This is a genomic window from Pleionea sediminis (assembly GCF_007570825.1).
GTDB classification, from domain to species: domain Bacteria; phylum Pseudomonadota; class Gammaproteobacteria; order Enterobacterales; family Kangiellaceae; genus Pleionea; species Pleionea sediminis.
The window spans coordinates 831,957-855,844 of record NZ_SUNB01000001.1; the positions used below are offsets into that span (position 1 = coordinate 831,957).

A 23,888-nucleotide genomic window follows, 5' to 3' on the forward strand; every position below is an offset into this window, starting at 1 on the left:
TATATAAACTTTGAATGGCTAAAAAAATGAGCCAAAAAACACCCCCAATGAGTAAAATAGCTACCTCAAATAATAGACTAATTTACTCATACAACGTTTTTTTGTAACTGAAATTAATATTTTAAGACTGGATGTAGAGTGAATGCCGAAGATTTTGATAATATCGGAGATATACGAGTCGATTAAGCGGACATTATGAATTTAGTAAAACAGTTCAAAGTGGGTCTCATAGAGAGTCCTGCAACCTTATTTCAACACAAAAAGCGGTCTTCGCTTTTACTATTAATCTATCTTTTAGTTGGACTGAGTATTTTTGCCCTATTTGGTTATGTTTTATTGGAGAATCAAAGCTCTATGAAACAAGCTATTTTAGATTATTTGTTTCCGGAATCATGGCACTCTTTATCGGAAAAACTCTATTCATTTTTCTTCGAATCACAGTCGAAACAAGTTCTTGGCAATGCCATTCTCAGTGGTTCACTAGTTATTGCATCCATTTTTTTATTCCCTATAAAAGAGAAATATTCAGCAGTTTTCGAGAAAGAACAAGGTTACCCAAATGGACCATATCAGGAATTTCCTCTCTGGTTACAAGGTATCGAAGAAACGCGATTGTTCCTTTTCTATTTAACAGCACAGATGATCATTTTATGGATCGGCTACTATCCCTATTTTTGGACTGAAGTAATCTCTGTTTCTCTTAGTTATTTTTTCTTATTCTATACTTTCGGCTTAGATATTATTTCGCCTACATTACAACGACACAGAGTCAAATACTCAAAAATAAACAAACTTTTATTCAGAAATCTGATATGCACGCTCCTTTTTGGCTTGCTCTTTAGTTTACCGGCGATTGTAATTAGCCAATGGATTTTATCTATTGAAACACTCAACTTGCTTGAAATTTCAATCGCATTATTTATTTTAAACTTATTTTTTATTGCAATTTCAATACCCGCAGGTACAGCAATTGGAAGCCATCTTTTAAAGGAAAATACACAAGTTATTAACGTTGCCACCTCAACTAAAATTTTAGGCTACTTAATAATGACTCTAGGTTTGATATCCGGCCTGGTATTCCACTCCCGACTAATACAATCAATGCACCACAAATCGCAAATACTAAAAGCAGAATACGCGATTGATTTTGATTCATTCGACTTCAATTTTAAGTCGCTGGGAAGCATGCTTACCGGGGACTCTATCGGCGATCTGAAGTTCAACCTGACGATTGATAATCCTACAGAATACGATATGGCTTTTGAAAATAGCCAAATATATATCTTTAAAAATTCAAAGCAAGTCAGCAAAGTTGCGATAGAAGGTTTTTCCGTTCCTGCTGGAGAGGAGAAGGAAATAACAATGAAATTCAATGCTAAATCAAATTTTTCTGAAGTAACTTTAGGAGAAATCAGTCAGGCGCTGGATGGTTGGACTATGGAAATGCATATAGAATTATTTCCGGGCATTCCATTCATCATTCAATTAATGGACAGTGATAACGATTAATACTCAAAAATTCAAGGTCGAACAAATCGACCTTGAATCATTAACTTAAATTAACGACAAACACGTCATCAGTTCGCATGCGCTTGCCAATATGCTTCAATGAAACGACAAACACAACCCAACCTAAAATCATGAAACCAATCCATAAAGAAGCAAACACTGGCCGATTTGACCAATGAGCCACTTGATATATTGTTGTCGAAAGTGAATAAGCCAGAAACGTCGTCCAACCAATGACAGTCCACATCCAAAGCCCGCCAGCCTCTCGCTTAATAGCACCAAGAACTGCAACACAGGGAGTGTAAAGAAGAATTAGAACCAAGTAACAAAACGCACCCAGCTGCCCATTAAATAAGCTCGCCATTTGAGTCAATGTTTTCTGTTGTAATTCTTGATCAGCGGCGACCGTCTCTGCATCGGCAACGCTGGATAATCCTAGGGGGTCACCCAGTGCATCAACCAACCCAACAAAATTATCTGAGATAGATTGCACCGCTTCTTTAGTAGAACCCCAAAGATCCAACTCATTCCCTTGCGACTCTGACTCAGAATATAAAGCATCGAGTGTTCCAACAATTGCTTCTTTCGCAAACATTCCAGTAAAGATGCCAACGGTTGCTGGCCAATTTTCTTCTTTTAAACCGAGAGGTTCGAAAGCAGGTGTAATTGTTTGACCAATGTAACTTAATACTGATTTTTTACTGTTCTCATTACCAAAGCTTCCGTCTGTTCCGATGGAATTTAAAAAGCTTAATAAGGTCACGACGATAACAATCGTTTTACCAGCTCTGACAATAAAGCTTTTCAATCGATGCCAACTGGTGATCACAATATTTCGCCAAACGGGTAAGTGATATGCGGGCATTTCAATAAAAGAAGGCGAAGCTTTCGCTGCAAAGACTTGTTTGCGAAACAACCATCCCGTAAACACAGCTACCAGAATTCCCATCAAATAAAGAGCAAAAACGATATTGGCACCATTCGTTGGGAAAAATGCAGCCGCAAATAATGCATAGACGGTTAAGCGCGCACCGCATGACATAAAAGGAGCCATGACAATGGTTAACAGACGGTCCGACTCACGATTCATTGTTCGCGCAGCCATCACAGCGGGAACATTACAACCAAACCCAACAATAAGAGGCACAAATGCATTGCCTGGCAAGCCAATCTTCGCCATCAATCGATCAACGACAAAAGCAGCTCTCGACAAATAACCACTGTCTTCTAAAATCGACAAACACAAATACAAAATGCCAATGACAGGGATAAAAGTAGCAACAAGTTGAATACCGCCACCAATTCCGTTAGCAAGAATAACCGTTAGCCACTCCGGTGAACCAAGCCCATTAAGCAACTGCCCAAGGCCATCAACTAAAAAGGCACCGAATAATATGTCAAAAAAGTCGATGAAAACTGCACCGAAATTTACTGCTACAGTAAACATCAAGTACATCATGAAAAGGAAAATAGGTACGCCCAACCATCGATTAAGTACAACCCGGTCAATGGCTTCTGTTTTATCCGATTTGCCCGGAATCATCCGGACAACACTATCTGTCAGCTCTCTGACCATTTTATAACGTTGAGTGCTACGACCAATCAATTGATCGTGCTCGCCACCAAAAGTACAAGTTGCTTCAGCTTCTTTTACTACAGACTCGACGTCTTTTTGTGCGTTTAAAAAGAGCTCTATTTCGTTTTTTAAAACATCAATTCCCGTACCGGTGGATCCTACAACAGCCAATACACGAACATTCAAACGACTTGCTAGTAACTCTAAATCAAGCTCAACACCTTTTTGTTCTGCGACATCAACCATGTTGACAACAACAATCATCGGTGTCGATAGCTCGGCCAATTGCGAAGTGAGTACTAAGTTTCGTCTAAGATTGGCGCCATCGAGAATATTAACGATCAGGTCACTATCATTCGACAATAAGTATTGAGCAGCGATTTGTTCATCTTTACCAGGCTCTATCTGTTCCAAATTATAGAGACCCGGCAAGTCAATGACTTCTACCACTGTGCTTTTAAACCGTAAAGAACCTGATTTTTTTTCAACGGTTACGCCAGGCCAATTTCCAACTTTTTGGCGAGAACCCGTTAAGCGATTGAATATTGTTGTTTTACCGCAGTTGGGATTTCCAACGAGTGCAACTTTCATTTTGGATTAATTCGATTGGATTGAAATGAATTGAGGGCAAGCAAAACCATTAAGCGATTAAAGCAACATCGATAATGGAACAGTCTGCACGGCGAATACTAATATAACTGCCACCGGCTTTAACTTGCATCGGATCGCCTAGAGGAGCTTTTCTCAAAACTTCTAGCTCTTCACCAGGTACAATACCTAGTGCCATGACACGACTCATCAACGAAGGATTGGCGTCACAAAGGTTTTCAACAATGCCTTTTTGCCCTGGCTTGAGATCTTTAAGCGTCATAGTAAAACGGAACCAGATAGTAAATAAGAATTGTTCTCATTATTATCCAATTTTGCGAATTTTGCAATTGATCTAAGTCAGTTCAATGAAATTTTTTAATTGGTTTCGGCTAAGGAGGGAAAGAATTAAAGATTGCCAGACTGAGTAAAAATTATTCGATAGATTGCTTTCTGGACCGTTGAACCGCAACAATGTGCTCCATGCCCATATCAGCGTAGTCTTTACTGCCGATTTTCTTGATTTCGCCATTAGCCCATAACTCGGACAATTCATCAGGTTGCCACTCTGCCACCTTATTACCTCGCTTATCGGCAAACACAAATTTGCCTGATACTTTGAGGCGAAGCATAAATCGAAGCTCTTGATTAGGCATTTGCTTCCAAGAAAATGTTGTGCCGGGGCTCATCGTTTCTACTTTCTCGCGATACTCTTCGAGCAACGACAACCGTTTTTGTTCGCGAGCCTGGTCTCGAGCTTGAGTTTCGACTCTTTTCTGAGAGAGCTTGCGGCGCTCTTCTTCTTGGTACTTTGCTTCCTTTTGCTTTCGAATCAACTCAGACTGCGACCTTAAGTATTCAACAATCTTGTTGAGAGCACTATCAAGTTGGCTTCCCATCTCTAACGACGATAGCCAATGTTCTTTAAAGGCCTCAACTAGCTGGCTAACCTCAAGAGAAGCCACCTTAGCTCCAGAATAGTTAACCAAAATTACCTGACCTAACTTGAAGTCTCTATGAGCTATGCGGCAATGATACTCTGAACCATTACGACTAAAAATCATCCACATCCCTGGCTTACATTTCGCTAAAATAGCGCGCTCATCTTCTATAACAGGACTATCATCCAGAAGAACCGATTTATCCCAGGGTTCGGGTCCAGAAGCATCAGTAGTGTAAGAGACAAAATCTAACGAGCTAACTTTAGTCCACTTTTGCTGTGAATGACTGCCACTCAAAAGCTCTTCGTGATAGGCCTTCAAATTACGTAGAAACTCAAGTACCGATGCCTGATCGACAACTGTCTCAGATAATAAGCTTCGAATATTTTTCCGTAGCGACGTTAAATCCGCTTCATCAATATTCGATCGTTCCGAATCACTCTTTAGTTGAAATTGCTCCAGAAGCTCTTGCAACAACGCTTCACCCCAAGCAATGGATTTTTCACCAGACTTAAGCATTTGAAGATGAAAAAAGCGATGCCAATGTTCGAAAACAAAAGTGTGTGCCCAATCAGGCAGAGACTCACCTGAAGTAATGCTCTCCAGTTTTTTAGTTGCTTCCTCACTAGCCGAACGGTTTGCAGCTAACTGCATTTCAGATTTAACAATTCGTTGTTCAAATAATTTGATACTTTTCTGAAAGTCCTGAAATTCGCAAATCAACTGATTGTGGAGCTTTTCTGTTTCGACCTCACTCAACTCCTCCATGCTTGCCAACCTAATATGGTCAAGATAACACTCCACCAATTTATCAAAAGGTCTTCCAGCATGATCGTCATAAGGTTTCATAACCCTTACGACAAAATCAAAAGTTGCCTGAAACTGAGTAAGATAGGAGTTTTTCGCGAATTGCTGGAGCCAACCTCGGATCAACCATAAATGGAATTGACGTAAAAACTCCGGGTGCTTTTTTTTCAATGATTCACAAGGTAAAAGCTGGCCTATAAGAGAGCGCGATAACGCATTAAAAACCCTTAGATGAGGGTGTTGACTTTTCAGTGCGTCCGATACCAGAGGTTGATCTCCTGGCACAGCAGCAAGCCCCTGCCATAACTTGTCGTCTTGGACAAGTTCGATGCAAAGCGACTCTATGTTGGTTGACTTTTCAGGTGCAATAGCAGAAAACAATTCCATAAAGTATTGTTTGAGCTCTGGATGCACCTGGTCAAAACTAAGCTGCATTACGCGTTTCCAATCATTTAAGGGTTATTTGAACAGAATCTTTAAGAACGGCTAATTCTACCTGAGGACTAAAATTTAGTCGTGGTTTCAGCAGAACTAATCCTGTGACAGTGGTCACAATCTAATCAAATTTATCGAATACTGAACTATTTTACAATCAAAAGTTCATTTAAATCTCATTTTTAGAGTCCTTTAGATATATAAATCCATTTTATATAATAATTATTACATTTTTTAGTTATCCATTATCCAGTGCCCCAAATCTGAAGTTTCTGCGTCGAGCAGTTCAAATCCGCACTGATAAGCATCCTCTTCTTTACGACACCACCGAACCTCAGCAAATAAAAGCATCAGCTTTCCATTACTGTTTTCAACACATAATTCGGTGATAAACCCCACCGGAAGAGCTTCTTCCATGGTTACTCTCAAGCCACTTTTAGAAATATCGAGAGAACGGCATGCAATTTTTATCGGCTTTCCGTGATTATCTTTAAATCGAACTTCAAAGTTCACACTGGCTGAACGCTCAATACGATTATCTACACGTCTATCTTCAGTCATGATTTTTCCGCCGTTTCTTGTCTCTTCATTCGTTGTGCAGCCACAATCTGCTCCATCGTCTGCTCGTTTGATTGACGACTCGCTAACAATTCAACTTGACCATCAGTGACTAACGTCGCCATTTCCTCTGGGCTCCATTGAGCTGCTTTAACACCTGATTTATCGACAAAGACCAATTTTCCTGAGTGTTTGAGTCTTAAAACAAATTGAATGATTTGTTCATTATTTTGGTGATCGATATAAGTCGATCCGGGAGTTAATGATTGAAGTTCTAAAGTTAATTGTTTAATTTTTTCCTGTCTGTTTAATTGCTCCTGTTTTTCTCGTGCCCTTCGCTCAGCATCTTCTCTCGACTGACGAGCTTGCATCCGTTGCTGTTTCGACTTTTCCAAACGAGCCATTACTTGTTTTTTTAGCTCGACTTTATTTCGCTCTTCAATTTGCTTGTCGATAATTTGTGTTTGCTGCTCGATATATTGCCCCAAATCGGAAATTCGGTGATCCAGCTCGCTTTCCAGTGAAATTGGAATTAACCGCTTCTTCTCCAGAGCATCTTCTAGAACATTGACATTTAATCCTTCAACTCGAGCTCCAGAATAGTTTACAAATACAACGTGCCCTGTATTGGTATCTCTATGAGCAACATAGCAACGATATTGCTGCCCTTGCTTGTTATACAAAAACCAGCTTCCCAATTTAAACTGAGCGAGAGTGCTCGATAACCGTTGCCCACCTTGCTCTTCGTCACTGTCTAACGATTCAACGGTGATCCACAAACAGTCATTTTCTCGTCCTTCCAGTATTGCTAAGTGAAAGCCTTCTAACTGCTCCAGAAAGCCATCTAAGATGCTTTCATCGATAACGATTTTATTGAATAGCTCTCTTATATCACTCCATACCGGAGCTATTTCCGAACCAATAGCCTGTTGAACATCTTCGAAGCTCCGATATGACAACACTTTAATTAGGCGCTCTAAAACTCGCTCACCATTTTTTATGGTACTTGACTCATCATCTTCTTTTAATAAATTCAAATGGAAATAACGTTGCCAATGCTCGAACAAAAATTGATAGACCCAGTCAGGTAACTCGGCTTCTGATGCTTTTTTTAAAATCAACTTTTTGGCTTTTTGATTCGCCGTCTCATTAGTAACTTGCTGCTTTTCAAAAGCTATGACCCGTTCTTCAAACGGACGAACCTTTTGCTTAAACTCCTGAAACTTTTTGGTCAGACTTTGCTGAAGTTTTTGTAGAGACGCTGCGTCACCCGATGATTGAACGCTTTTTTCAAAGCAAGTTGCGAATTCCTCTACTAAGTTCTCAAAAGTTCTGCCAGCATTCAGATCATAAGGTTTAAGTACTCGACACATAAACTCAATGACCATTTGAAATTCGAAAGGAAAATTGCCCGATTTGGAGTACTCCAACCAAAACCGGACAAACCAGACATGAAATGTTGTTACAAAACGTTCTTGCTTTTGACTTAACTTAACAAATGGCAAGATTTGCGACGTTAATAACTCAACGAGTTGATTAAAAATATAGAGATGTGGAGACTGCTTAATACCGTCTTCAGAGGATACCTCTTGTTGAATGTATTGACGGCCTTTACTTAGAAACCGCTGCCATAACTCAGAGTCTTCTATCGATGCTTGTCGCTCCGTTGACGAACTCGAAGAAACCGCCTCTGAAAAACGACTGACGTATGCTTGAAGTTTATTATTAATTTGAGGAAATCCTGACTTCATATTCTCTTTTCTGGAGCTGTAACCTTTAAATTAAAACATCTCAATTATAGAACCCACTCTCTAATTCATCATTTTTAGCAAACCCTATTTTTAACTTTTATATGATTATAAACATGACCGCTATAATCACTTTAAAACATATAGATTCAATACATTATTTTTATAAACACTTAAAAATAAAACAGTATTAAACGACATGTCTTGTATCTACTGATTTATCAATCAACATTTTAAAAACTACGATAGCGAAACACTTGCGATAATCTCATTTTGGCTGTGAATCTTCTCACAGGGTAATGAGAAAATACCTACATTAACTCGTAATTTTAACTTAATGGACTATATCTAACTCTAGTCTAAACTTATCAAACTTTTCATAAAAGTGAGCAATGATATGTCTAATAATCACCAATGGGTAATCTTCGCAAAAGGACGCATGCATGTCACAGGTTGCGCAAACTGTGGAGAAGTACTATTACCAACAAATGAACATGCAGAATGTTTAAGAGTGGATAAAGAACAAAACCTTTTAATTAAGAAAGGATTTGAAATTAAAGGTCCAAGTAATCGGTCACAAGAAGTTGCTTGAGTATAAAACTGCAGTGTAAACCAGAAACTTACACTGCGGCCTTAATTCTTGCTATCCATTTCGCTCTATAAAAGCACTGTCACTTTGCGAGCCTCATAACAAAGACGCTTTCAACTTCTGTCGCTCTCGAGTAACATAACGCCTTTGATTTTCTTTGCAGTAAACCATGAAACGATCAAACGTTATAACACCAGAGGGAGCAACGCGACTCCGTAACGAGTTGTCTGATCTTTGGAAAAACAAACGACCCGCAGTGACAAAAGCTTTAGCGGCAGCAGCAGCAGAAGGCGATCGTTCTGAGAATGCAGAATACATTTACAGGAAAAAGCAGCTCAGAGAGATGGATCGGCGCATTCGCTATTTACAGAAACGAACGAGCGAAATTCAGGTCGTAGAGCATAAGCCTGGCGATCAATCTCGTGTTTATTTTTCAGCCTGGGTCGAACTCGAAGACAAAGCAGGCACAATTAAAATATTTCGCATTGTCGGCTCCGATGAATTTGACTTTGATGAGCGCTTTATTAGCATTGACTCACCTCTCGCCCGTGCACTTATAAAAAAACAACGAGACGACGAAATCTCTGTAAAAACGCCTTCGGGCATTATACAGTATTATATAAATCGAATTTGGTACTAGTGAAATGCTTGAGTTGCTAACAAAAATAATAAAAACCTTAACTTATTTAATGGTAAGTGCCATATCTTTCTCTCTGGCTGCCTCCGATGAAGCAAAATCAGCTCAAAATGCCGAGTTTGTAGAGGTTGGTGGAGGCTTATCTATGGTTGATGTGCCTCACTACGCGGGCAGCGACCAAAGCAATTTTTATATTGTCCCTTTTCCTTTCTTTGTCTATCAAAGCGATAAAGTATCGCTAAATCGAGAAGGCCTTAAACGTCACTTGAAGCAAACCAAAAATTGGGACTTAGACATCAGTTTCGGTGGAACACTACCGCTAGATAGTGAAGAGAATCGAGCTAGAGAAAATATGCCCGACCTCGATTGGGTAGCTCTTGGCGGCCCTTCGATAAATTATCGTTTTTTTACAGAGCATGACCAACGCCTCTTTTTAAAGCTACCGCTACATGTTGGCGTCGCTACCGACTTTACAAAACTCGATTATGTTGGCTGGGAATTTGCTCCTACCCTTAGGTTCGAAAAGTTGATTCATACAGAAGAGTCAACCTGGCGATTTATTTCATCAGCCAGCTATTTTTATCATTCACAAAAGTTTAATAATTATTACTACGGTGTCCCTCTGGAATTCGCTACTACGGATCGTCCTGAGTACAAAGCGAATGCAGGAAGTGGTGGTTATCAAGGGTTATTTGGTATCACTAATCGTCGAGGAAAATACTGGGCTGGTGCATTTTTTCGATATCGAACCTTGTCAGACGCTGAATTTGCGAACAGTCCATTGGTGAAGCGAAATGACAATTGGTACTTCGGGCTTGCATTCGCATATATTGCTTACTCTACAAAATAGTAATTAGTCGTCATTTTCAGAACTGATTTTTTCTATCATTCTTTTTGCATTTTTGTTTTTAGGATTCAGTTCAAGCGACTTTTTATAATAAAACAAAGATTTATCACGATTACCTGACTTTAGTAATGCTTCGGCATAACTATCCCAAACGTTAAAAAAGGTAGGAAAAAGCTCGGTATTTTTCTTGAAAAATACGAGTGCAGAATTGACGTCACCTTCCTTTAACGCAGAGTAGCCCACTTCGTTAAATACTCTCGTAGAACCAAAATCATAAGCTCCTCTACCAAAATACTTATCTTTTAACTGCTGATAGTAATCAAGAGTCTCAGCTGCATTTTTTTCTTGAAACTTTTCACGAAGTGCTTCTGCAAGAGTCATTGGTCGAGCTTTTCCCTGATGGCAAGTATGACACCAGACATTCACTTTCTCGCCACTGGGCTGGATTTTGTTCAAGTGACCGTTAATGCTGTTTAACATTCTTAGCATTTCTCTGGCACGCTCCTTGTTTGGGTTTTCATCAGAAGCAAAATCATAAGTTGCGAGCGACTTCCCGTCTTCTCCAACATGACAATGAGAACACCGAACTCCCAACGATCGAGTAAAACCAATCATTATTGGTTTCAGCCGCTCTCCAGACCATTCATTAGGTAAAACTTTCAGATTTTCGGGCTTTTCTGGCCAACTCCACTTCTTGGCTAAAGTAGGGACAGTCAATATCATTAATACAAAGAATAAACACAATAATTTAGGCTGCATATGGCGTCCAATAAATTTTATCGACCCTTAGACCTTAGCAATTAAAAAGCTGATAAACACCCAATATATGTAGCAATCTATTTCAAGATTCGAATTACAAAAAAGGCGGCTATAAATAGCCGCCTTGAATGGTAATCTTCAAATAACTCAAACACTCTAGCCTTTGTTCTCAATTTTAGCCCACGAATCACGTAAAGTTACCGTTCGATTAAACACTAAGCTTCCTTCTTTACAATCATATCGATCGGAGCAAAAGTAACCTTCTCTCTCAAATTGAAAGCGTGTTTCCGGTGCCACTGTTTTCAAACTCATTTCGACACGAGCACCATCAATAACTTTTAAAGACTCTGGATTTAATGTACTCACTAAATTCTCCTCAGAACCAGGGTTTGGAACATTAAACAACCGATCATACAAACGAACAGTTGCTGGCAATGAGTGAGAAGACGATACCCAGTGAATAACCCCTTTTGGTTTTTGACCTTCGGGATTTTTACCAAGCGTATCTGGATCGTACTCGCAATGAATTTCGAGGATGTCACCTTTTTCATTTTTAACAACATCGGTCGCGGTAATCACATAGCTATTACGCAACCGAACACTTTTACCCAAAACTAAGCGCTTATATTTTTTATTAGCTTCTTCACGAAAATCCGCACGATCAATAAACACTTCTTTTGACATATAAATGGTGCGAGTTCCCATATCTTCTTTGGGATGATTTGGAGCTGTTAATTCTTCAACTTTATCATCTGGATAATTAGTAATAACAACTTTTACAGGATCTAACACTACCATTACGCGTTGGGCGTTTTTGTCCAAATCCTCACGAACACAATTTTCCAATACGCCCATTTCTGTCGTATTAACTTTTTTCGTGATCCCGATTCGATCACACATGTCACGAATAGATTCTGGAGTAAAACCTCGACGACGCATACCAGAAATAGTCGGCATTCTGGGATCATCCCAACCATCAACATGACCGTCCGCAACGAGTTGGTTTAATTTTCGTTTACTCGTCACTGTGTGCTCCAAATTGAGACGAGAGAACTCAATTTGCTGTGGGTGGCAATCAATACTGATATTATCCAAAACCCAGTCATACAAAGGACGATGATCTTCAAACTCCAAAGTACACAGTGAGTGTGTGATACCTTCTAGAGCATCCGAAATACAATGTGTGAAATCGTACATTGGATAGATACACCATTTATCGCCAGTACGATGATGATGCTGATGCTTGATTCGATAAATAACCGGATCACGCATATTTATGTTTGGTGAAGCCATATTAATTTTAGCTCGAAGACACATTTTTCCATCTTCAAATTCTCCGGCTTTCATTCTCTCAAACAACTCAAGACTTTCTTTTATTGGTCTTTCGCGATAAGGACTATTTTTACCAGGCACTTCAAAAGTACCTCGATATTCCCGAATATCTTCCGGAGACAATTCATCAACATATGCTAAACCTTTTTCAATGAGCTCTTTCGCAAATACATACAATTGATCGAAATAATCTGACGCATGACGAATATCCCCATTCCACTCAAATCCAAGCCAATGCACATCTTCTTCAATCGCTTTGGCGTATCGCTCTTCTTCTTTTGCCGGATTGGTGTCATCAAATCGAAGATTACATTGTCCTTGATAATCTTGCGCCAGACCAAAATTTAAGCAAATTGCTTTTGCATGCCCTACATGGAGAAATCCATTAGGCTCAGGAGGAAATCTGGTACCAACACGAGAGTGTTTTCCCGACTCTAAATCACCATCAATAATTTGGCGAATAAAATGCTTCGGTTTGTCCGGTGTATCGCTCATTCATTTATTCCGATTATCTGTAGTTAAATGCTATTACTTAAATATTTTGTTTAAGGCTTGCACAAAAAAAGCGCCTAGTGGCGCTATTTTACTATAGATTCTGCCTCAAAGGCACAATCGATTGCTCAATATTTTTACAACTTTTGATCGATAATATTATTCACCGCTCGACGTTGAAAATACAAATTTGCTGACCAGCTCTTCAATATTTAGAGATGACTCTGTTTGCTCAAACTCATCACCAGGCTCAAGCATTCCCTCTTCTCCACCTGTGGTTACCTTCACAAACTTGTCACCAATTATGCCCGAAGTTCTAATTGACGCAACAGAATCGGTGGTAAGTTGAATTCCATTGGGAATTTCCATGGTTACGATGGCCTCAAACCGTTCTTTATCGAACTCTATAGCAACCACCCGACCAACTTTAACGCCCGCCATTTCAACGGCTGCTCCTTCTTTAAGCCCGGACACATTAGTAAATCGTCCCGACAATTCATAGTGATCTTGTTCTTCCAGCAACCCAATATCACCCATTTTAATCGCCATGTAACTAACGGCAATTAATCCTGAAATGACAAATAATCCAACAAAAAATTCGAGCTTAAACTTACTCATAAAAATCTACACCATAAAAGCAGAAATCAAATAATCAGCAAATAAAATAGTCACCGACGCCATAACTACGGCTTGTGTTGTGACTCGGCTAACACCTTCTGCACCGTAAGAACCTTTCTTATCCAAATGCAGAATAAATCCTTTTCCAGTCGATACACTCACGATAATCAGAGCGAAAATAATCGATTTTACGAGTCCAATGTTTAAATCGTGCCAGCCAACCGATCCATACATACTTTGCAAATAGGAGCCGGAAGCAACATCAAACATGACAACACTGGCGATATACCCACCAAAGATTCCGACCACATCGGCAATAGCCACTAATAAAGGAACAGTCATTAAAGTTGCCCAAAACTTGGGAACCATTAAAAATTTATAGGGATCAATTGCCATGCACTCCAGTGCATCAAGCTGCTCATCGCTTCTCATAATGCCAATTTCGGCACACATAGCAGAACCAGAGCGACCGATAATTAAAAGTGACGTAAACACAGGTCCCATTTCAGTGATCATACTCAACGCAACAACACTGCCTAATCTCTCTGTGACGCCAAACTGTTCAAATTCAAAATATAGTCGTAAGCCCAACACTAAACCGACAGTTAAGCTGGCAAGAACAATAACAAAAACGGATTTTGCACCAATTAAATAAAATTCTTTCAATACTGCACGATAACGGAAAGGCGGTGAAAACATTTTGCGCAATACGTTGAACATGAAAAGAGTTAAATGTCCAATGTGCTCACAAGCATCGATAAAACGAATACCAAGTTGGCTTACGGCGTTAATCATTAATGTGGCCTCGATGAGGTTTAGCAGCTTGTGCTCGAGTTAACACATCTAAATATTCATCAGGGGATAATTGTTCACGAGATGGTCGACGATTCAATAAGTTTTGAACTTTCTCAAGTTTGCTTTGTTTAACTTCTTCTACCGACCCGCAAACCACAACTTCCCCTTTATCAAGAATGGTTATTCTATCAGCAATTCTAAGAGCACTTTCGAGCTCATGAGTAATAACGACAATCGACATATCTAATGCTGATTTTAACTCCAAAATGTATTCATCTAACTCTGCTGCAACAACCGGATCAAGCCCCGCCGATGGCTCATCAAAAAACAATAACTCAGGATCCATAATAACAGCACGAGCTAATGCTGCTCGCTTAACCATACCGCCAGATAATTCGGCCGGCATTAATGAATCGAACCCAGATAAATTCATCATATCCAGTTTCATACGACTCATAATTTTGACAGTATTAATATCCAGGTTGGTATGTTCAAGCAACGGTAGAGATACATTTTCAATCAGCGATAGATTGCCAAAAAGTGCGCCACCTTGAAATGCGACACCAATACTTCGTCGCAACTTATACAGTTCATTTCGACTTGCATTGCAAACATCCACGCCCATGATATTAATCTCGCCTTCCGTTGGCATTGTTAAACCCAACATAGTACGTAATAACGTACTCTTTCCCGATCCACTCGAGCCCATGATAACCATCACTTCACCACGACGAACATCGAAGTTTATGTTGTCCAAAATCTTCCGATCTCGGTAATGAGTAGAAAGATTAACGACATTGATGACAGTGTTATTCAGCTGCAAGTCCGGCTCCATTAGAGACATTTCAAAATGCATTCTAACGCTAATAATCTCTAATTCATATTACGTTAGGTTGTGAAGCTAATTTAGCTTGTAACTTGATGTTTATTTAAATCACTTGACTCTTCAATAGCTTAGTTGATCGCGCTGGAAATTGTCTTTTTTTTAGACTATTCGTTTATAGAAATAAGTTAAAAGGCAATACAATGAGATCATCCAACTATCTAAGACAAGCTAAACGCAGAAATCATAATAAAGGTGAATCCAATCGTAAATCACAGTGGCAGGATCGAGTCGTCGGAAAATACCAACTTTCATTGATGCTGGACATCAATCGTGCTCAGCTCGACAGTTGGATTAAAGAAGGAATGCCTGTTTTACAACATGGTGGCCTCAACAAAGAATGGGAATTTGACTTGGTCGAGATAAGAGCTTGGGCAACCGCTAATGGGTATCTCAAATCATAAATGCTAACAATGCTAACAGCATGTTAATTTTCTTGCTCAATTGTACCCGTTGCTTTTTCACCATCAACCTCCAAGATTCGGCCATCCGGTAATTTGCCTTGCACAATAATAATTTCAACACGTCGGTTTTTTGCCCGTCCGAGGGCGTTGTCATTCGACGCTAAAGGGCGAGTATCTGCGTAACCATTAATCACAAATCTATCTCGTTCAAGTGTACCACCACGAATTAATTCTCTAACGACACTGCCTGCACGCGCGCCAGATAATTCCCAATTTGAACGAAATCTCTCAGTATCAATCGGTACATTATCAGTGTGTCCAGCGACACGAATTTCTCCTGTCGTCTCCGCTAGAATTTCAGCTATCTTATCGAGCACTTTTGTAAATTCAGGTTTTACTCGTGCAGATCCTGACGGAAATGAACCACTTTCACGAATGCGAATAACCACCACATTATCTTTCGCAAGGACCTCAATTTGCCCACTGTCCAACTCTGCCGACATTCGTATGGCAATTCCTTTAGCCAGTTCTTCTGACGCTTCCTGCATTATTTTAAATAAATCCGGACTAACTCCTTCTCCTCGATTGTCTTCAGGCCCCTCACCCTCATCCGGATCTTTTGATGTCGACTCATCAAATTCCAGCGTTTCTTTGGTAATCTCAATCGTTTGCTGCATGATAGCTTCTATCATCGTAGGTACCGGCTTACCGGGAGAAAACTCTTGAGCAATTACGCTGGTACCCTTAGGAATATCCTTAACCTCCACTTTATTTTGCACACCAAACGCGTATTTCATTGACCCAGCTATTTGCTTGAATTTCAAGACATCCATTTCGGAAAATGCCAATAACAAAACGAAAAAGCACATTAAAAGCGCCATCAAGTCAGCGAAAGTCCCCATATACTGGGGCAATCCAGGCGGAGGGCATTTACATTCTTCGTTATCAGATGACATGGACTTATCTACTCTTCCGCTGTTGGTCTTTGACCCTCAGCCAAGTATCCCAGCAATACTTGCTCGATGACGCGTGGATTTTGTCCTGCTTGAATCCCCAGCAGCCCATCAATCATCAACTTACGAGCAAACTTTTCCTGCGAATCTCGCAATTCAAGTTTGTCAGCAATCGGTGTCGCCATCATATTCGCGATCATAGCCCCATAGAGCGTCGTTAAGAGCGCTACCGCCATAGCAGGACCGATAGATTTTGGGTCGTCCATGTTCCCTAACATGGCGACTAGACCGATCAATGTTCCTATCATTCCCATTGCCGGGGCCACACCAGCCAGAGCACGAAAGACAGCAGCTCCAACTTCATGTCTTTGCGAAGCCATAAGTACATCTTTTTCAAGAATGGACTTAACCACTTCTCCATCATGCCCATCGACGAGCAAATTTACTCCTTTCTTTAGAAAGGTGTCCTCAACTTCGGCACCTTCAAGTGAGAGCAAACCACCTTTACGAGAAAGGTCAGCGAGTTCAACAATTTTGGCAATAATGTCCTGATAATTAGGCGCTTTGAACATAATCGTTTTCATGCCAGCCTTGGCAGCACTGAGAAAGTCTCCAAGAGGGAACTGCCCTAAAACGACTAGATGAGAACCGATTAGAACCACCAGTAAAGAGGGTACATCAATAAACTGACCAAAGCCTCCCGCAAGAGTCATGGCCAGTCCGACTATACTGACAGCACCAAACAAACCAACGATGGTTGCGATATCCACTCGGAAGAAACCTCAACAAGAAATTATTTTTCTACTCTAAAAAGGTTAGTCTCTATTTACCAAGTTTCAATTATCCATATGAAAAATAGGGTAAAAGTGAGAGTTCAAATGAAAATTTATGCCCTTTTCATCAAGAATAATCATTCATACTTAATCTCAAACTGGGGGTTTGGCGTTTGAGAGTTTTCTTCAACCAAAAATTGAGAGAGAATACCGCCACAGAAAACCAGACTGAACGGTCAACAGCAATTATGGCGACTAAAAAACAATCAGCAAAGACCTTCGAATCTCAACTTCAAGAGCTCGAAACGATTGTCGAAGCGATGGAAGAAGGCGACTTGCCTTTAGAGGACGCATTGAAACAGTTTGAGCAAGGCGTAAAACTAACTAAAAACTGCCAACAACTGCTGGAAAAAGCAAAGCAGCGCATTCAGGTTTTATCTGAACAACAAGAGCTTGTCGATTTAGATGTCGACATCAACGAAGATGAAGACGCTGATTAATTATGGATTTTGAGCAGTTTAAACCGTATTTTCGGGAACGTGTTGAACACCATATAAATACGCTGATTCCTTCAAACGACTTGCAACCGACACAACTGCATGAGGCGATGCGCTATAGTGCATTAAATCCGGGCAAGAGAACGCGCCCATTATTAGTCTATGCGACAGGATTGATGTGTGGAGCCAATCCTGAGTCCCTAGATAATGCAGCCGCAGCAGTCGAACTCATCCATGCATACTCATTAGTCCACGATGATTTACCCTGTATGGACGATGATGACCTGAGACGAGGATTACCCACTTGCCACATACAATTTGGTGAAGCGACAGCCGTTTTATGCGGCGATGCATTACAAACATTGGCTTTCGATGTCTTAATCAACGACCAATCGCCACAGATTAGCCCTGACAATAAATTAAAAATGCTCTCGACACTCTCGCTCGCATCTGGCTCGCTAGGTATGGGTGGGGGTCAAGCGATTGATTTAGCATCAACTGGAAAAACCTTAGCGCTTGATAAATTGGAACAAATGCATCTCATGAAAACAGGAGCACTAATCGAAGCCTCTGTTTTGATGGGGTATTTCGGTAGCGAAAAAAAGACAGAAAAAGAAATATTGGCGCTCAAAGAGTACAGTAAGGCGATTGGTCTGGCATTTCAAATTAGAGACGATATCCTTGATATTGAAAGCGATACCGAAATTCTGGGTAAGCCGCAGGGTTCAGATGTTGCAGCCAATAAAGTTACTTATCCATCTCTGTTAGGTCTTGAGGGCGCTAAAGAACATGCCTACAAGCAATATCAACTAGCGTTAGAAGCCTTGGCTAAGTTGCCGTATAATAGCGAGCTTTTACGAAAGTTCGCCCAACATATAATCGAACGGGACCGGTAATGATTGAACATTGCCTGGATCAGGAGTTTTCATCCCGAATGAATGCAATTTTAAGCAACTATCCCATTTTGGCTAATATTAACTCGCCTGAGGATTTGCGCCAGCTAGATACAGATGACCTGAAAGTTGTTGCCAACGAGTTAAGACAATACCTTATCGACACCATTAGTCGATGCGGCGGCCATTTTGCAGCAGGACTTGGAACAGTAGAGCTTACTGTTGCGCTGCATTATCTATACAACACTCCCGATGACCGCATTGTTTGGGATGTTGGCCACCAAGCTTACCCACATAAAGTTTTGACCGGGCGGCGAGATCAACTTGAAACCATTCGTCAAACTGATGGCTTACACCCATTTCCGGTGCGTAGTGAAAGCGAGTACGATACTTTCGGGGTTGGCCACTCAAGTACGTCAATCAGCGCGGCTCTCGGAATGGCATTAGCAGCAAAACAGAAAGGCGAGAATCGCCAGGCTATTGCGGTCATTGGTGATGGAGCTATGACAGCCGGTATGGCGTTTGAAGCCATGAATCACGCAGCCGACTGTGATGTGAACATGCTAGTTATTCTCAACGACAATGATATGTCAATTTCTGAGAATGTCGGCGGATTGAATAATTATTTAGCAAAAATATTATCCGGTAAATTTTATTCATCTATTCGAGAAGGTGGCAAAAAGGTTCTGCAAAACATGCCTGCAATTTCAGAATGGGCGCACCGTGTCGAAGAACATATGAAAGGCATGATGCTACCGGGCACCTTATTTGAAGAACTTGGCTTCAACTATATTGGCCCGATCGACGGTCATAACCTTGATGTACTTCTGGATACATTAGGAAATATGAAAAATCTTAAAGGCCCGCAGTTCTTACATATCGTGACGCGAAAAGGAAAAGGCTACGCTCCGGCGGAAAACGACCCTATTGCTTACCACGGCGTTCCTATTTTTGATCCAAAAGATAATAAGCTACCATCAGGCAAGAAAAAATTAACTTACTCTAATATATTCGGCCAATGGCTTTGTGACATGGCAGCGCAAGATGAGCGCTTGGTTGGAATTACTCCTGCAATGAGAGAAGGGTCAGACTTAATTGAATTTTCCCGGCAATACAAAGAACGCTATTTTGATGTCGGTATTGCTGAACAACACGCGGTTACTTTAGCTGCGGGACTTGCGTGCGAGGGAAGTAAGCCTGTCGTTGCTATTTACTCATCATTTTTACAACGAGCTTACGACCAACTCATTCACGATGTCGCCATTCAAAATCTGGACGTGCTTTTTGCCATTGATCGTGGTGGACTTGTTGGCGGCGACGGTGCAACACATCATGGCGCGTACGATCTCAGTTATTTACGTTGTATTCCTAACATGATTGTTATGGCCGCGAGCGACGAACAAGAATGCCGAAAAATGTTAACAACAGGTTATCATTATGAAGGCCCTGTTGCTGTTCGTTACCCTCGTGGTACTGGACCGGGCATCAACGTTGAAGAAGATTTCTCAACGATAGAAATCGGATGCTCAAGAACAATAAGAAAAGGTCAAAGAGTCGCACTTTTAAATTTTGGTGCGCTTTTAACAGAAGCCCAAAAAGTAGCCGAAGAACTCGATGCAACATTGGTTGATATGCGCTTTATAAAACCACTCGATACGTCTATTCTCGAAGAACTGGCAGAGTCCCATGATTGGTTTATTACACTTGAAGAAAATGCAGTTATGGGCGGAGCAGGAAGCGCCGTCAATGAATTTATAGCTCAACAACAACTCTCTGTGAAAGTTAAAAACTTTGGTATACCAGATCGTTTTATCGAACATGGCGATCCTGCCGACTTACTAGAACGCTCAGGTTTAACTGCCGATAAATTATTTATGACAATACGCTCGATTTTAGATTAAAAGCAACGTCGATTTAAAACAGCGACTATGATTATTTGTTAAGAGAAGACGCGGCCGATATATCGCCGCGATTCACTTGTTAGCTATTTAAATTTCCTTATTATCTCTAGACGATTAACGACTCTCTTCAGCAGCTCAAACAGATAAATTTCAATCTTGAACTATACTGACTAATACAGAATTTCACAGATAAATCATTATCAAAAATATCACGACTCTACTCTTCTATATAAATTGAATTGAGTATTCATTTACAAAAAAGTTTATCATCGATATATGGATAATCTCTCTAAAGTATTGAATGAAACACTCCAAGCAACCTTACCTTCAATTGGAAAAGGACAGGTGGCAAACTATATTCCAGCGCTAGCCAATATTAATCCTAATCAACTAGGAGTTGCCATCGCCGATCTCGATGGCAAAGTTTTTAAAGCAGGTGATGCCGATATACCATTTTCCATTCAAAGTATCAGTAAGTTATTCACTTTAATTCAAGCAATGAAGATTTATGGCGAAGCAATCTGGAAAGGGGTGAGACGTGATCCTTCCGGTTTACGCTTTAACTCTTTAGTTCAACTGGAGTCTGAACACGGTATCCCTAGAAATCCTTTTATTAATGCTGGAGCACTTAAAATTTGTGACCAGCTGGAGTCCCGCTGTTCAACACCCAACTTTCAATTACTATCACTCTTAAAAGAACTTTCCCATAATAATTCGATTAAAGTAAATCACCGGGTTGCCATTTCTGAAATAAAACATGGAGCTCGTAATGCTGCAATGGCATATCTGATGAAAGCTTTTGATAACTTCGAAAACTCTGTCGAGAAAGTTTTAGAAAGTTACGCCCACCATTGCGCCATTGAAATGAGCTGTGTCGACCTTGCACGTGCGACATTACCTTTAGCCAATAAAGGAAAAACTCTCACTGGAAAAGCATTAATCACAACGAAACAATGTAAAAGAATTAATGCTTTGCTAGTAACCTGTGGGCTTTATGATGAAGCTGGGGAGTTCGCATTTCGTGTCGGATTACCAGGAAAAAGCGGTGTTGGAGGTGGAATTGTAGCCATCTATCCGGGGAAGTTTAGTTTGTGTGTTTGGTCGCCAGAACTCAATAAAACGGGAAACTCGTTGGCAGGATTTGAACTGCTTGAACGTCTAACCGGGGCACTCGAAATTTCTATTTTTTAAATTAACAGACTCTCTTAATTTGAATTAGTTTGTTTCAATAACCAATTGATTGCCATTTTGCTGCATTTTAAATTTGTTAAGGAAAGACATACCAAGTAAAACTTTGTCCGGTTGCTCACCAACAAGTACAGCACCTTCAATATTATTCACTACTAAATCACCAATCCGCACTTTATCCAAGTAAACTCGATAGGCCTCAACAACTCCAGATGCAGTAACAACAGAAATTTCATTACCTTTAACTCTATACGGAATACCAATTCGATTTGCCGTTAGATGGTTCATCGCAATTGTAGAAGCGCCTGTGTCGACCAAAAAATTAACAGAAGTTCCGTTGATAGTTCCACTGGCATGAAACATTCCATCTAGCTGACGAGAAAGAGTGACCATTTTACTCGATACCACATCTTTCTCTTCCTCACTAGCAGCATTGAATCCAATAGACGCTGATGACCCCATGGTTAATCGGCGCTCTTTGCCTTTAAACAGAATGATGGCTTCACGAGAATTAGCGGAACGCAACTCGACACCTTCAGGCGAGACTTTTCCCACTTTCAAGACACGATCAACACCATTAATTTTTACAATGGCCGTATTCTTAAAAAGTCCCTGAACATGAATCGATAACTCTTCAGCGTTAACACTTAAACTAACGAAAAGAATTAAAATAAGATTTGATAAACACTTGCGTAATGCCATGCTAACCCACCGACTAATGCAGCCATTAATCCAGCAATGATGTCGTCGAGCATAATACCCAACCCACCTTTTACCGCCTTATCAATTGCTCCAATTGGCCATGGCTTAACAATATCGAAAAAACGGAATAAAACAAATCCGAGGATAATGGCTCGCCAATCACCAGACAAAGGCAGCATCGCTATCAAATAACCAACAATTTCGTCCCAAACTATCCCGGGATGGTCGTGCATATGCAGTGCTCGGGCCGTTTCTCCACACAAATAGATCCCAATGAGTGTCATTGCAACTATCAATAACAACATTGCCCAAATCGGCCAATGAGCTATCGCCCAAAAAAGCGGAATTGCGATGACAGTGCCTACAGTCCCCGGTGCTTTAGGAGACAATCCAGTGCCGAGTCCAAATGCCAAACAATAAATGGGATTCAATAAAATTTGTTTGTTGGTCAAAGACATTAAAATCTATCTCAACTTAGTTTCAGCATACACTTATGCTGCAGCAAAATGATCAAAGCCACTTTTTGTCAGTGTAATTTGCTCGCCATCTTTAAAAACACGAACATCACTTTTGCCGGTTACTCGACCAATTTCATAGCAAGCAACACCCACCGTTTCTAAAGCAGAACGCACTTTACTGACGTCATCTTCTTTTATCGTAAAGCACAATTCATAATCTTCGCCGCCGGTTAGTGCACATTCTAAAACGCGATCGGGATTCGTTACTTTTTTAGCTGCCTCGGATATTGGAAGCTTTTCTGCAGAAATAACCGCGCCAACCTGGCTGGCTTTACAAATGTGTCCAAGGTCGGCAACGAGTCCGTCTGAAATATCAATCGCAGCAGTCGCCCGACTTCTGAGTGCAATACCAGCAGCAACTTTCGCTTGGGGGCGATAAAATTTGTCGAGCAAACTATCTCGATATTCCCCATGCGCAGCCAACTGATGTTCAGCAACTTGCAAACCGAGCGATGCATCACCCAACGTACCAGTAACGCAAACGACATCGCCAGCTTCAGCACCAGAGCGACGCAAAGCAACATTTTCGGGAACAAATCCATGCACTTGCATAGTAATCGATAAGGGTCCGCGAGTTGTATCACCACCAACAACCTGTAAACCATAATGAACCAACAGCTCATGCAGACTATCAGAAAAGGCTTGTAACCAGCCCAAATCGATTTTTGGTATGGATAAAGATAGAGTAATCCACGCTGGCTCTGCGCCCATCGCTGCTAAATCACTTAGATTAACAGCCATTGCTTTTGCAGCTACATCAGCAGCTGCGGTTTCATGCAAAAAATGAACGCCTTCGACCAATGTGTCCATTGAAACCGCTAAACTTTGCCCTTCGGGTACGTTTAGCAAAGCACAATCATCGCCAATTCCTAATACAACATCTTTTCGCTGGGGATTATCGCGCACGAAAAAACGCTCAATTAAATTGAACTCAGATAACGCCAT

At 40.6% G+C, this 23,888-nt stretch carries 24 protein-coding genes; 9 read left to right on the forward strand and 15 right to left on the reverse strand.

Annotation, left to right across the window (positions count from 1 at the left end; all coding sequences use genetic code 11):
* The first annotated feature begins 354 nt into the window (after positions 1-354).
* Positions 355-1,509 carry a hypothetical protein gene (locus tag FAX86_RS03215; protein WP_144391891.1) on the forward strand — a complete coding sequence of 385 codons (1,155 nt, stop codon included), beginning with the start codon at positions 355-357 and terminating at the stop codon, positions 1,507-1,509.
* A gap of 40 nt (positions 1,510-1,549) precedes the next feature.
* Here the strand turns inward: FAX86_RS03215 and feoB are convergent, their stop codons facing one another.
* From feoB to FAX86_RS03240, 5 genes are all read right to left on the reverse strand, one after another.
* Positions 1,550-3,676: a ferrous iron transport protein B gene (gene feoB / locus FAX86_RS03220; protein ID WP_144391892.1), complete on the reverse strand. Its 2,127-nt coding sequence runs from the start codon at positions 3,674-3,676 to the stop codon at positions 1,550-1,552.
* Between the two features lie 49 nt (positions 3,677-3,725).
* A complete protein-coding gene (locus FAX86_RS03225; RefSeq protein ID WP_144391893.1) occupies positions 3,726-3,956 on the reverse strand; it encodes a FeoA family protein in 231 nt (76 codons plus the stop codon).
* 151 nt (positions 3,957-4,107) lie between these two features.
* Positions 4,108-5,856 (reverse strand): DUF1631 family protein, encoded by a 1,749-nt coding sequence (locus FAX86_RS03230; RefSeq protein WP_144391894.1) that lies wholly within the window; start codon positions 5,854-5,856, stop codon positions 4,108-4,110.
* 234 nt (positions 5,857-6,090) lie between these two features.
* Positions 6,091-6,417, reverse strand: coding sequence for a PilZ domain-containing protein (locus FAX86_RS03235; RefSeq protein WP_144391895.1), 327 nt, complete (start codon positions 6,415-6,417; stop codon positions 6,091-6,093).
* Positions 6,414-8,165: a DUF1631 family protein gene (locus FAX86_RS03240; protein ID WP_144391896.1), complete on the reverse strand. Its 1,752-nt coding sequence runs from the start codon at positions 8,163-8,165 to the stop codon at positions 6,414-6,416. Before FAX86_RS03240 ends, FAX86_RS03235 begins: the two co-directional genes overlap by 4 nt.
* A gap of 394 nt (positions 8,166-8,559) precedes the next feature.
* Between FAX86_RS03240 and FAX86_RS03245 the strand changes: the two genes are divergently transcribed.
* From FAX86_RS03245 to FAX86_RS03255, 3 genes are all read left to right on the forward strand, one after another.
* Positions 8,560-8,754 carry a hypothetical protein gene (locus tag FAX86_RS03245; RefSeq protein WP_144391897.1) on the forward strand — a complete coding sequence of 65 codons (195 nt, stop codon included), beginning with the start codon at positions 8,560-8,562 and terminating at the stop codon, positions 8,752-8,754.
* Positions 8,755-8,920: 166 nt separating this feature from the next.
* Positions 8,921-9,391 carry a transcription elongation factor GreB gene (gene greB / locus FAX86_RS03250; RefSeq protein WP_144391898.1) on the forward strand — a complete coding sequence of 157 codons (471 nt, stop codon included), beginning with the start codon at positions 8,921-8,923 and terminating at the stop codon, positions 9,389-9,391.
* A gap of 4 nt (positions 9,392-9,395) precedes the next feature.
* Entirely contained in the window at positions 9,396-10,238 is an 843-nt protein-coding gene (locus tag FAX86_RS03255) for a MipA/OmpV family protein (protein WP_144391899.1), read from the forward strand.
* 3 nt (positions 10,239-10,241) lie between these two features.
* Here FAX86_RS03255 and FAX86_RS03260 read toward each other — a convergent pair whose 3' ends face one another.
* The 5 genes from FAX86_RS03260 to FAX86_RS03280 all read right to left on the reverse strand — a co-directional run bounded on the left by FAX86_RS03260 (position 10,242) and on the right by FAX86_RS03280 (position 15,054).
* Positions 10,242-10,994, reverse strand: coding sequence for a c-type cytochrome (locus tag FAX86_RS03260; RefSeq protein ID WP_144391900.1), 753 nt, complete (start codon positions 10,992-10,994; stop codon positions 10,242-10,244).
* A 156-nt stretch (positions 10,995-11,150) separates the two neighbouring features.
* Complete coding sequence (locus tag FAX86_RS03265) at positions 11,151-12,821, reverse strand: glutamine--tRNA ligase/YqeY domain fusion protein (protein WP_144391901.1); 1,671 nt, start codon at positions 12,819-12,821, stop codon at positions 11,151-11,153.
* Between the two features lie 156 nt (positions 12,822-12,977).
* The gene (mlaD, locus tag FAX86_RS03270; protein ID WP_144391902.1) at positions 12,978-13,436 is read right to left on the reverse strand and encodes an outer membrane lipid asymmetry maintenance protein MlaD; all 459 of its coding nucleotides are present in this window, start codon (positions 13,434-13,436) and stop codon (positions 12,978-12,980) included.
* A gap of 6 nt (positions 13,437-13,442) precedes the next feature.
* Positions 13,443-14,231, reverse strand: coding sequence for an MlaE family ABC transporter permease (locus FAX86_RS03275; RefSeq protein WP_144391903.1), 789 nt, complete (start codon positions 14,229-14,231; stop codon positions 13,443-13,445).
* Positions 14,224-15,054: an ABC transporter ATP-binding protein gene (locus FAX86_RS03280; RefSeq protein WP_205859094.1), complete on the reverse strand. Its 831-nt coding sequence runs from the start codon at positions 15,052-15,054 to the stop codon at positions 14,224-14,226. Before FAX86_RS03280 ends, FAX86_RS03275 begins: the two co-directional genes overlap by 8 nt.
* Positions 15,055-15,257: 203 nt before the next feature.
* Here FAX86_RS03280 and FAX86_RS03285 point away from each other — a divergent pair, with 203 nt between their 5' ends.
* The gene (locus tag FAX86_RS03285; RefSeq protein ID WP_144391904.1) at positions 15,258-15,518 is read left to right on the forward strand and encodes a terminase small subunit; all 261 of its coding nucleotides are present in this window, start codon (positions 15,258-15,260) and stop codon (positions 15,516-15,518) included.
* A 23-nt stretch (positions 15,519-15,541) separates the two neighbouring features.
* Here FAX86_RS03285 and FAX86_RS03290 read toward each other — a convergent pair whose 3' ends face one another.
* Together FAX86_RS03290 and pomA are read right to left on the reverse strand one after the other, a co-directional pair.
* Complete coding sequence (locus FAX86_RS03290) at positions 15,542-16,474, reverse strand: flagellar motor protein MotB (RefSeq protein ID WP_144391905.1); 933 nt, start codon at positions 16,472-16,474, stop codon at positions 15,542-15,544.
* Between the two features lie 8 nt (positions 16,475-16,482).
* Positions 16,483-17,241 (reverse strand): flagellar motor protein PomA, encoded by a 759-nt coding sequence (pomA, locus tag FAX86_RS03295; RefSeq protein ID WP_144391906.1) that lies wholly within the window; start codon positions 17,239-17,241, stop codon positions 16,483-16,485.
* A gap of 251 nt (positions 17,242-17,492) precedes the next feature.
* Between pomA and FAX86_RS03300 the strand changes: the two genes are divergently transcribed.
* The 4 genes from FAX86_RS03300 (at position 17,493) to glsB (ending at position 21,726) form a co-directional block, all read left to right on the forward strand.
* Entirely contained in the window at positions 17,493-17,744 is a 252-nt protein-coding gene (locus FAX86_RS03300; protein WP_144391907.1) for an exodeoxyribonuclease VII small subunit, read from the forward strand.
* Between the two features lie 2 nt (positions 17,745-17,746).
* A complete protein-coding gene (ispA, locus tag FAX86_RS03305) occupies positions 17,747-18,637 on the forward strand; it encodes a (2E,6E)-farnesyl diphosphate synthase (protein ID WP_144391908.1) in 891 nt (296 codons plus the stop codon).
* A 38-nt stretch (positions 18,638-18,675) separates the two neighbouring features.
* Complete coding sequence (gene dxs / locus FAX86_RS03310) at positions 18,676-20,535, forward strand: 1-deoxy-D-xylulose-5-phosphate synthase (RefSeq protein ID WP_144393180.1); 1,860 nt, start codon at positions 18,676-18,678, stop codon at positions 20,533-20,535.
* 276 nt (positions 20,536-20,811) lie between these two features.
* Entirely contained in the window at positions 20,812-21,726 is a 915-nt protein-coding gene (gene glsB, locus FAX86_RS03315; RefSeq protein WP_144391909.1) for a glutaminase B, read from the forward strand.
* 24 nt (positions 21,727-21,750) lie between these two features.
* Here glsB and FAX86_RS03320 read toward each other — a convergent pair whose 3' ends face one another.
* The 3 genes from FAX86_RS03320 to thiL are packed head-to-tail and all read right to left on the reverse strand — an operon-like array spanning position 21,751 to position 23,888.
* Positions 21,751-22,425 (reverse strand): retropepsin-like aspartic protease family protein, encoded by a 675-nt coding sequence (locus FAX86_RS03320; protein WP_144391910.1) that lies wholly within the window; start codon positions 22,423-22,425, stop codon positions 21,751-21,753.
* The gene (locus FAX86_RS03325) at positions 22,389-22,883 is read right to left on the reverse strand and encodes a phosphatidylglycerophosphatase A family protein (RefSeq protein ID WP_144391911.1); all 495 of its coding nucleotides are present in this window, start codon (positions 22,881-22,883) and stop codon (positions 22,389-22,391) included. Before FAX86_RS03325 ends, FAX86_RS03320 begins: the two co-directional genes overlap by 37 nt.
* 33 nt (positions 22,884-22,916) lie before the next feature.
* Positions 22,917-23,888: a thiamine-phosphate kinase gene (gene thiL / locus FAX86_RS03330; protein WP_144391912.1), complete on the reverse strand. Its 972-nt coding sequence runs from the start codon at positions 23,886-23,888 to the stop codon at positions 22,917-22,919.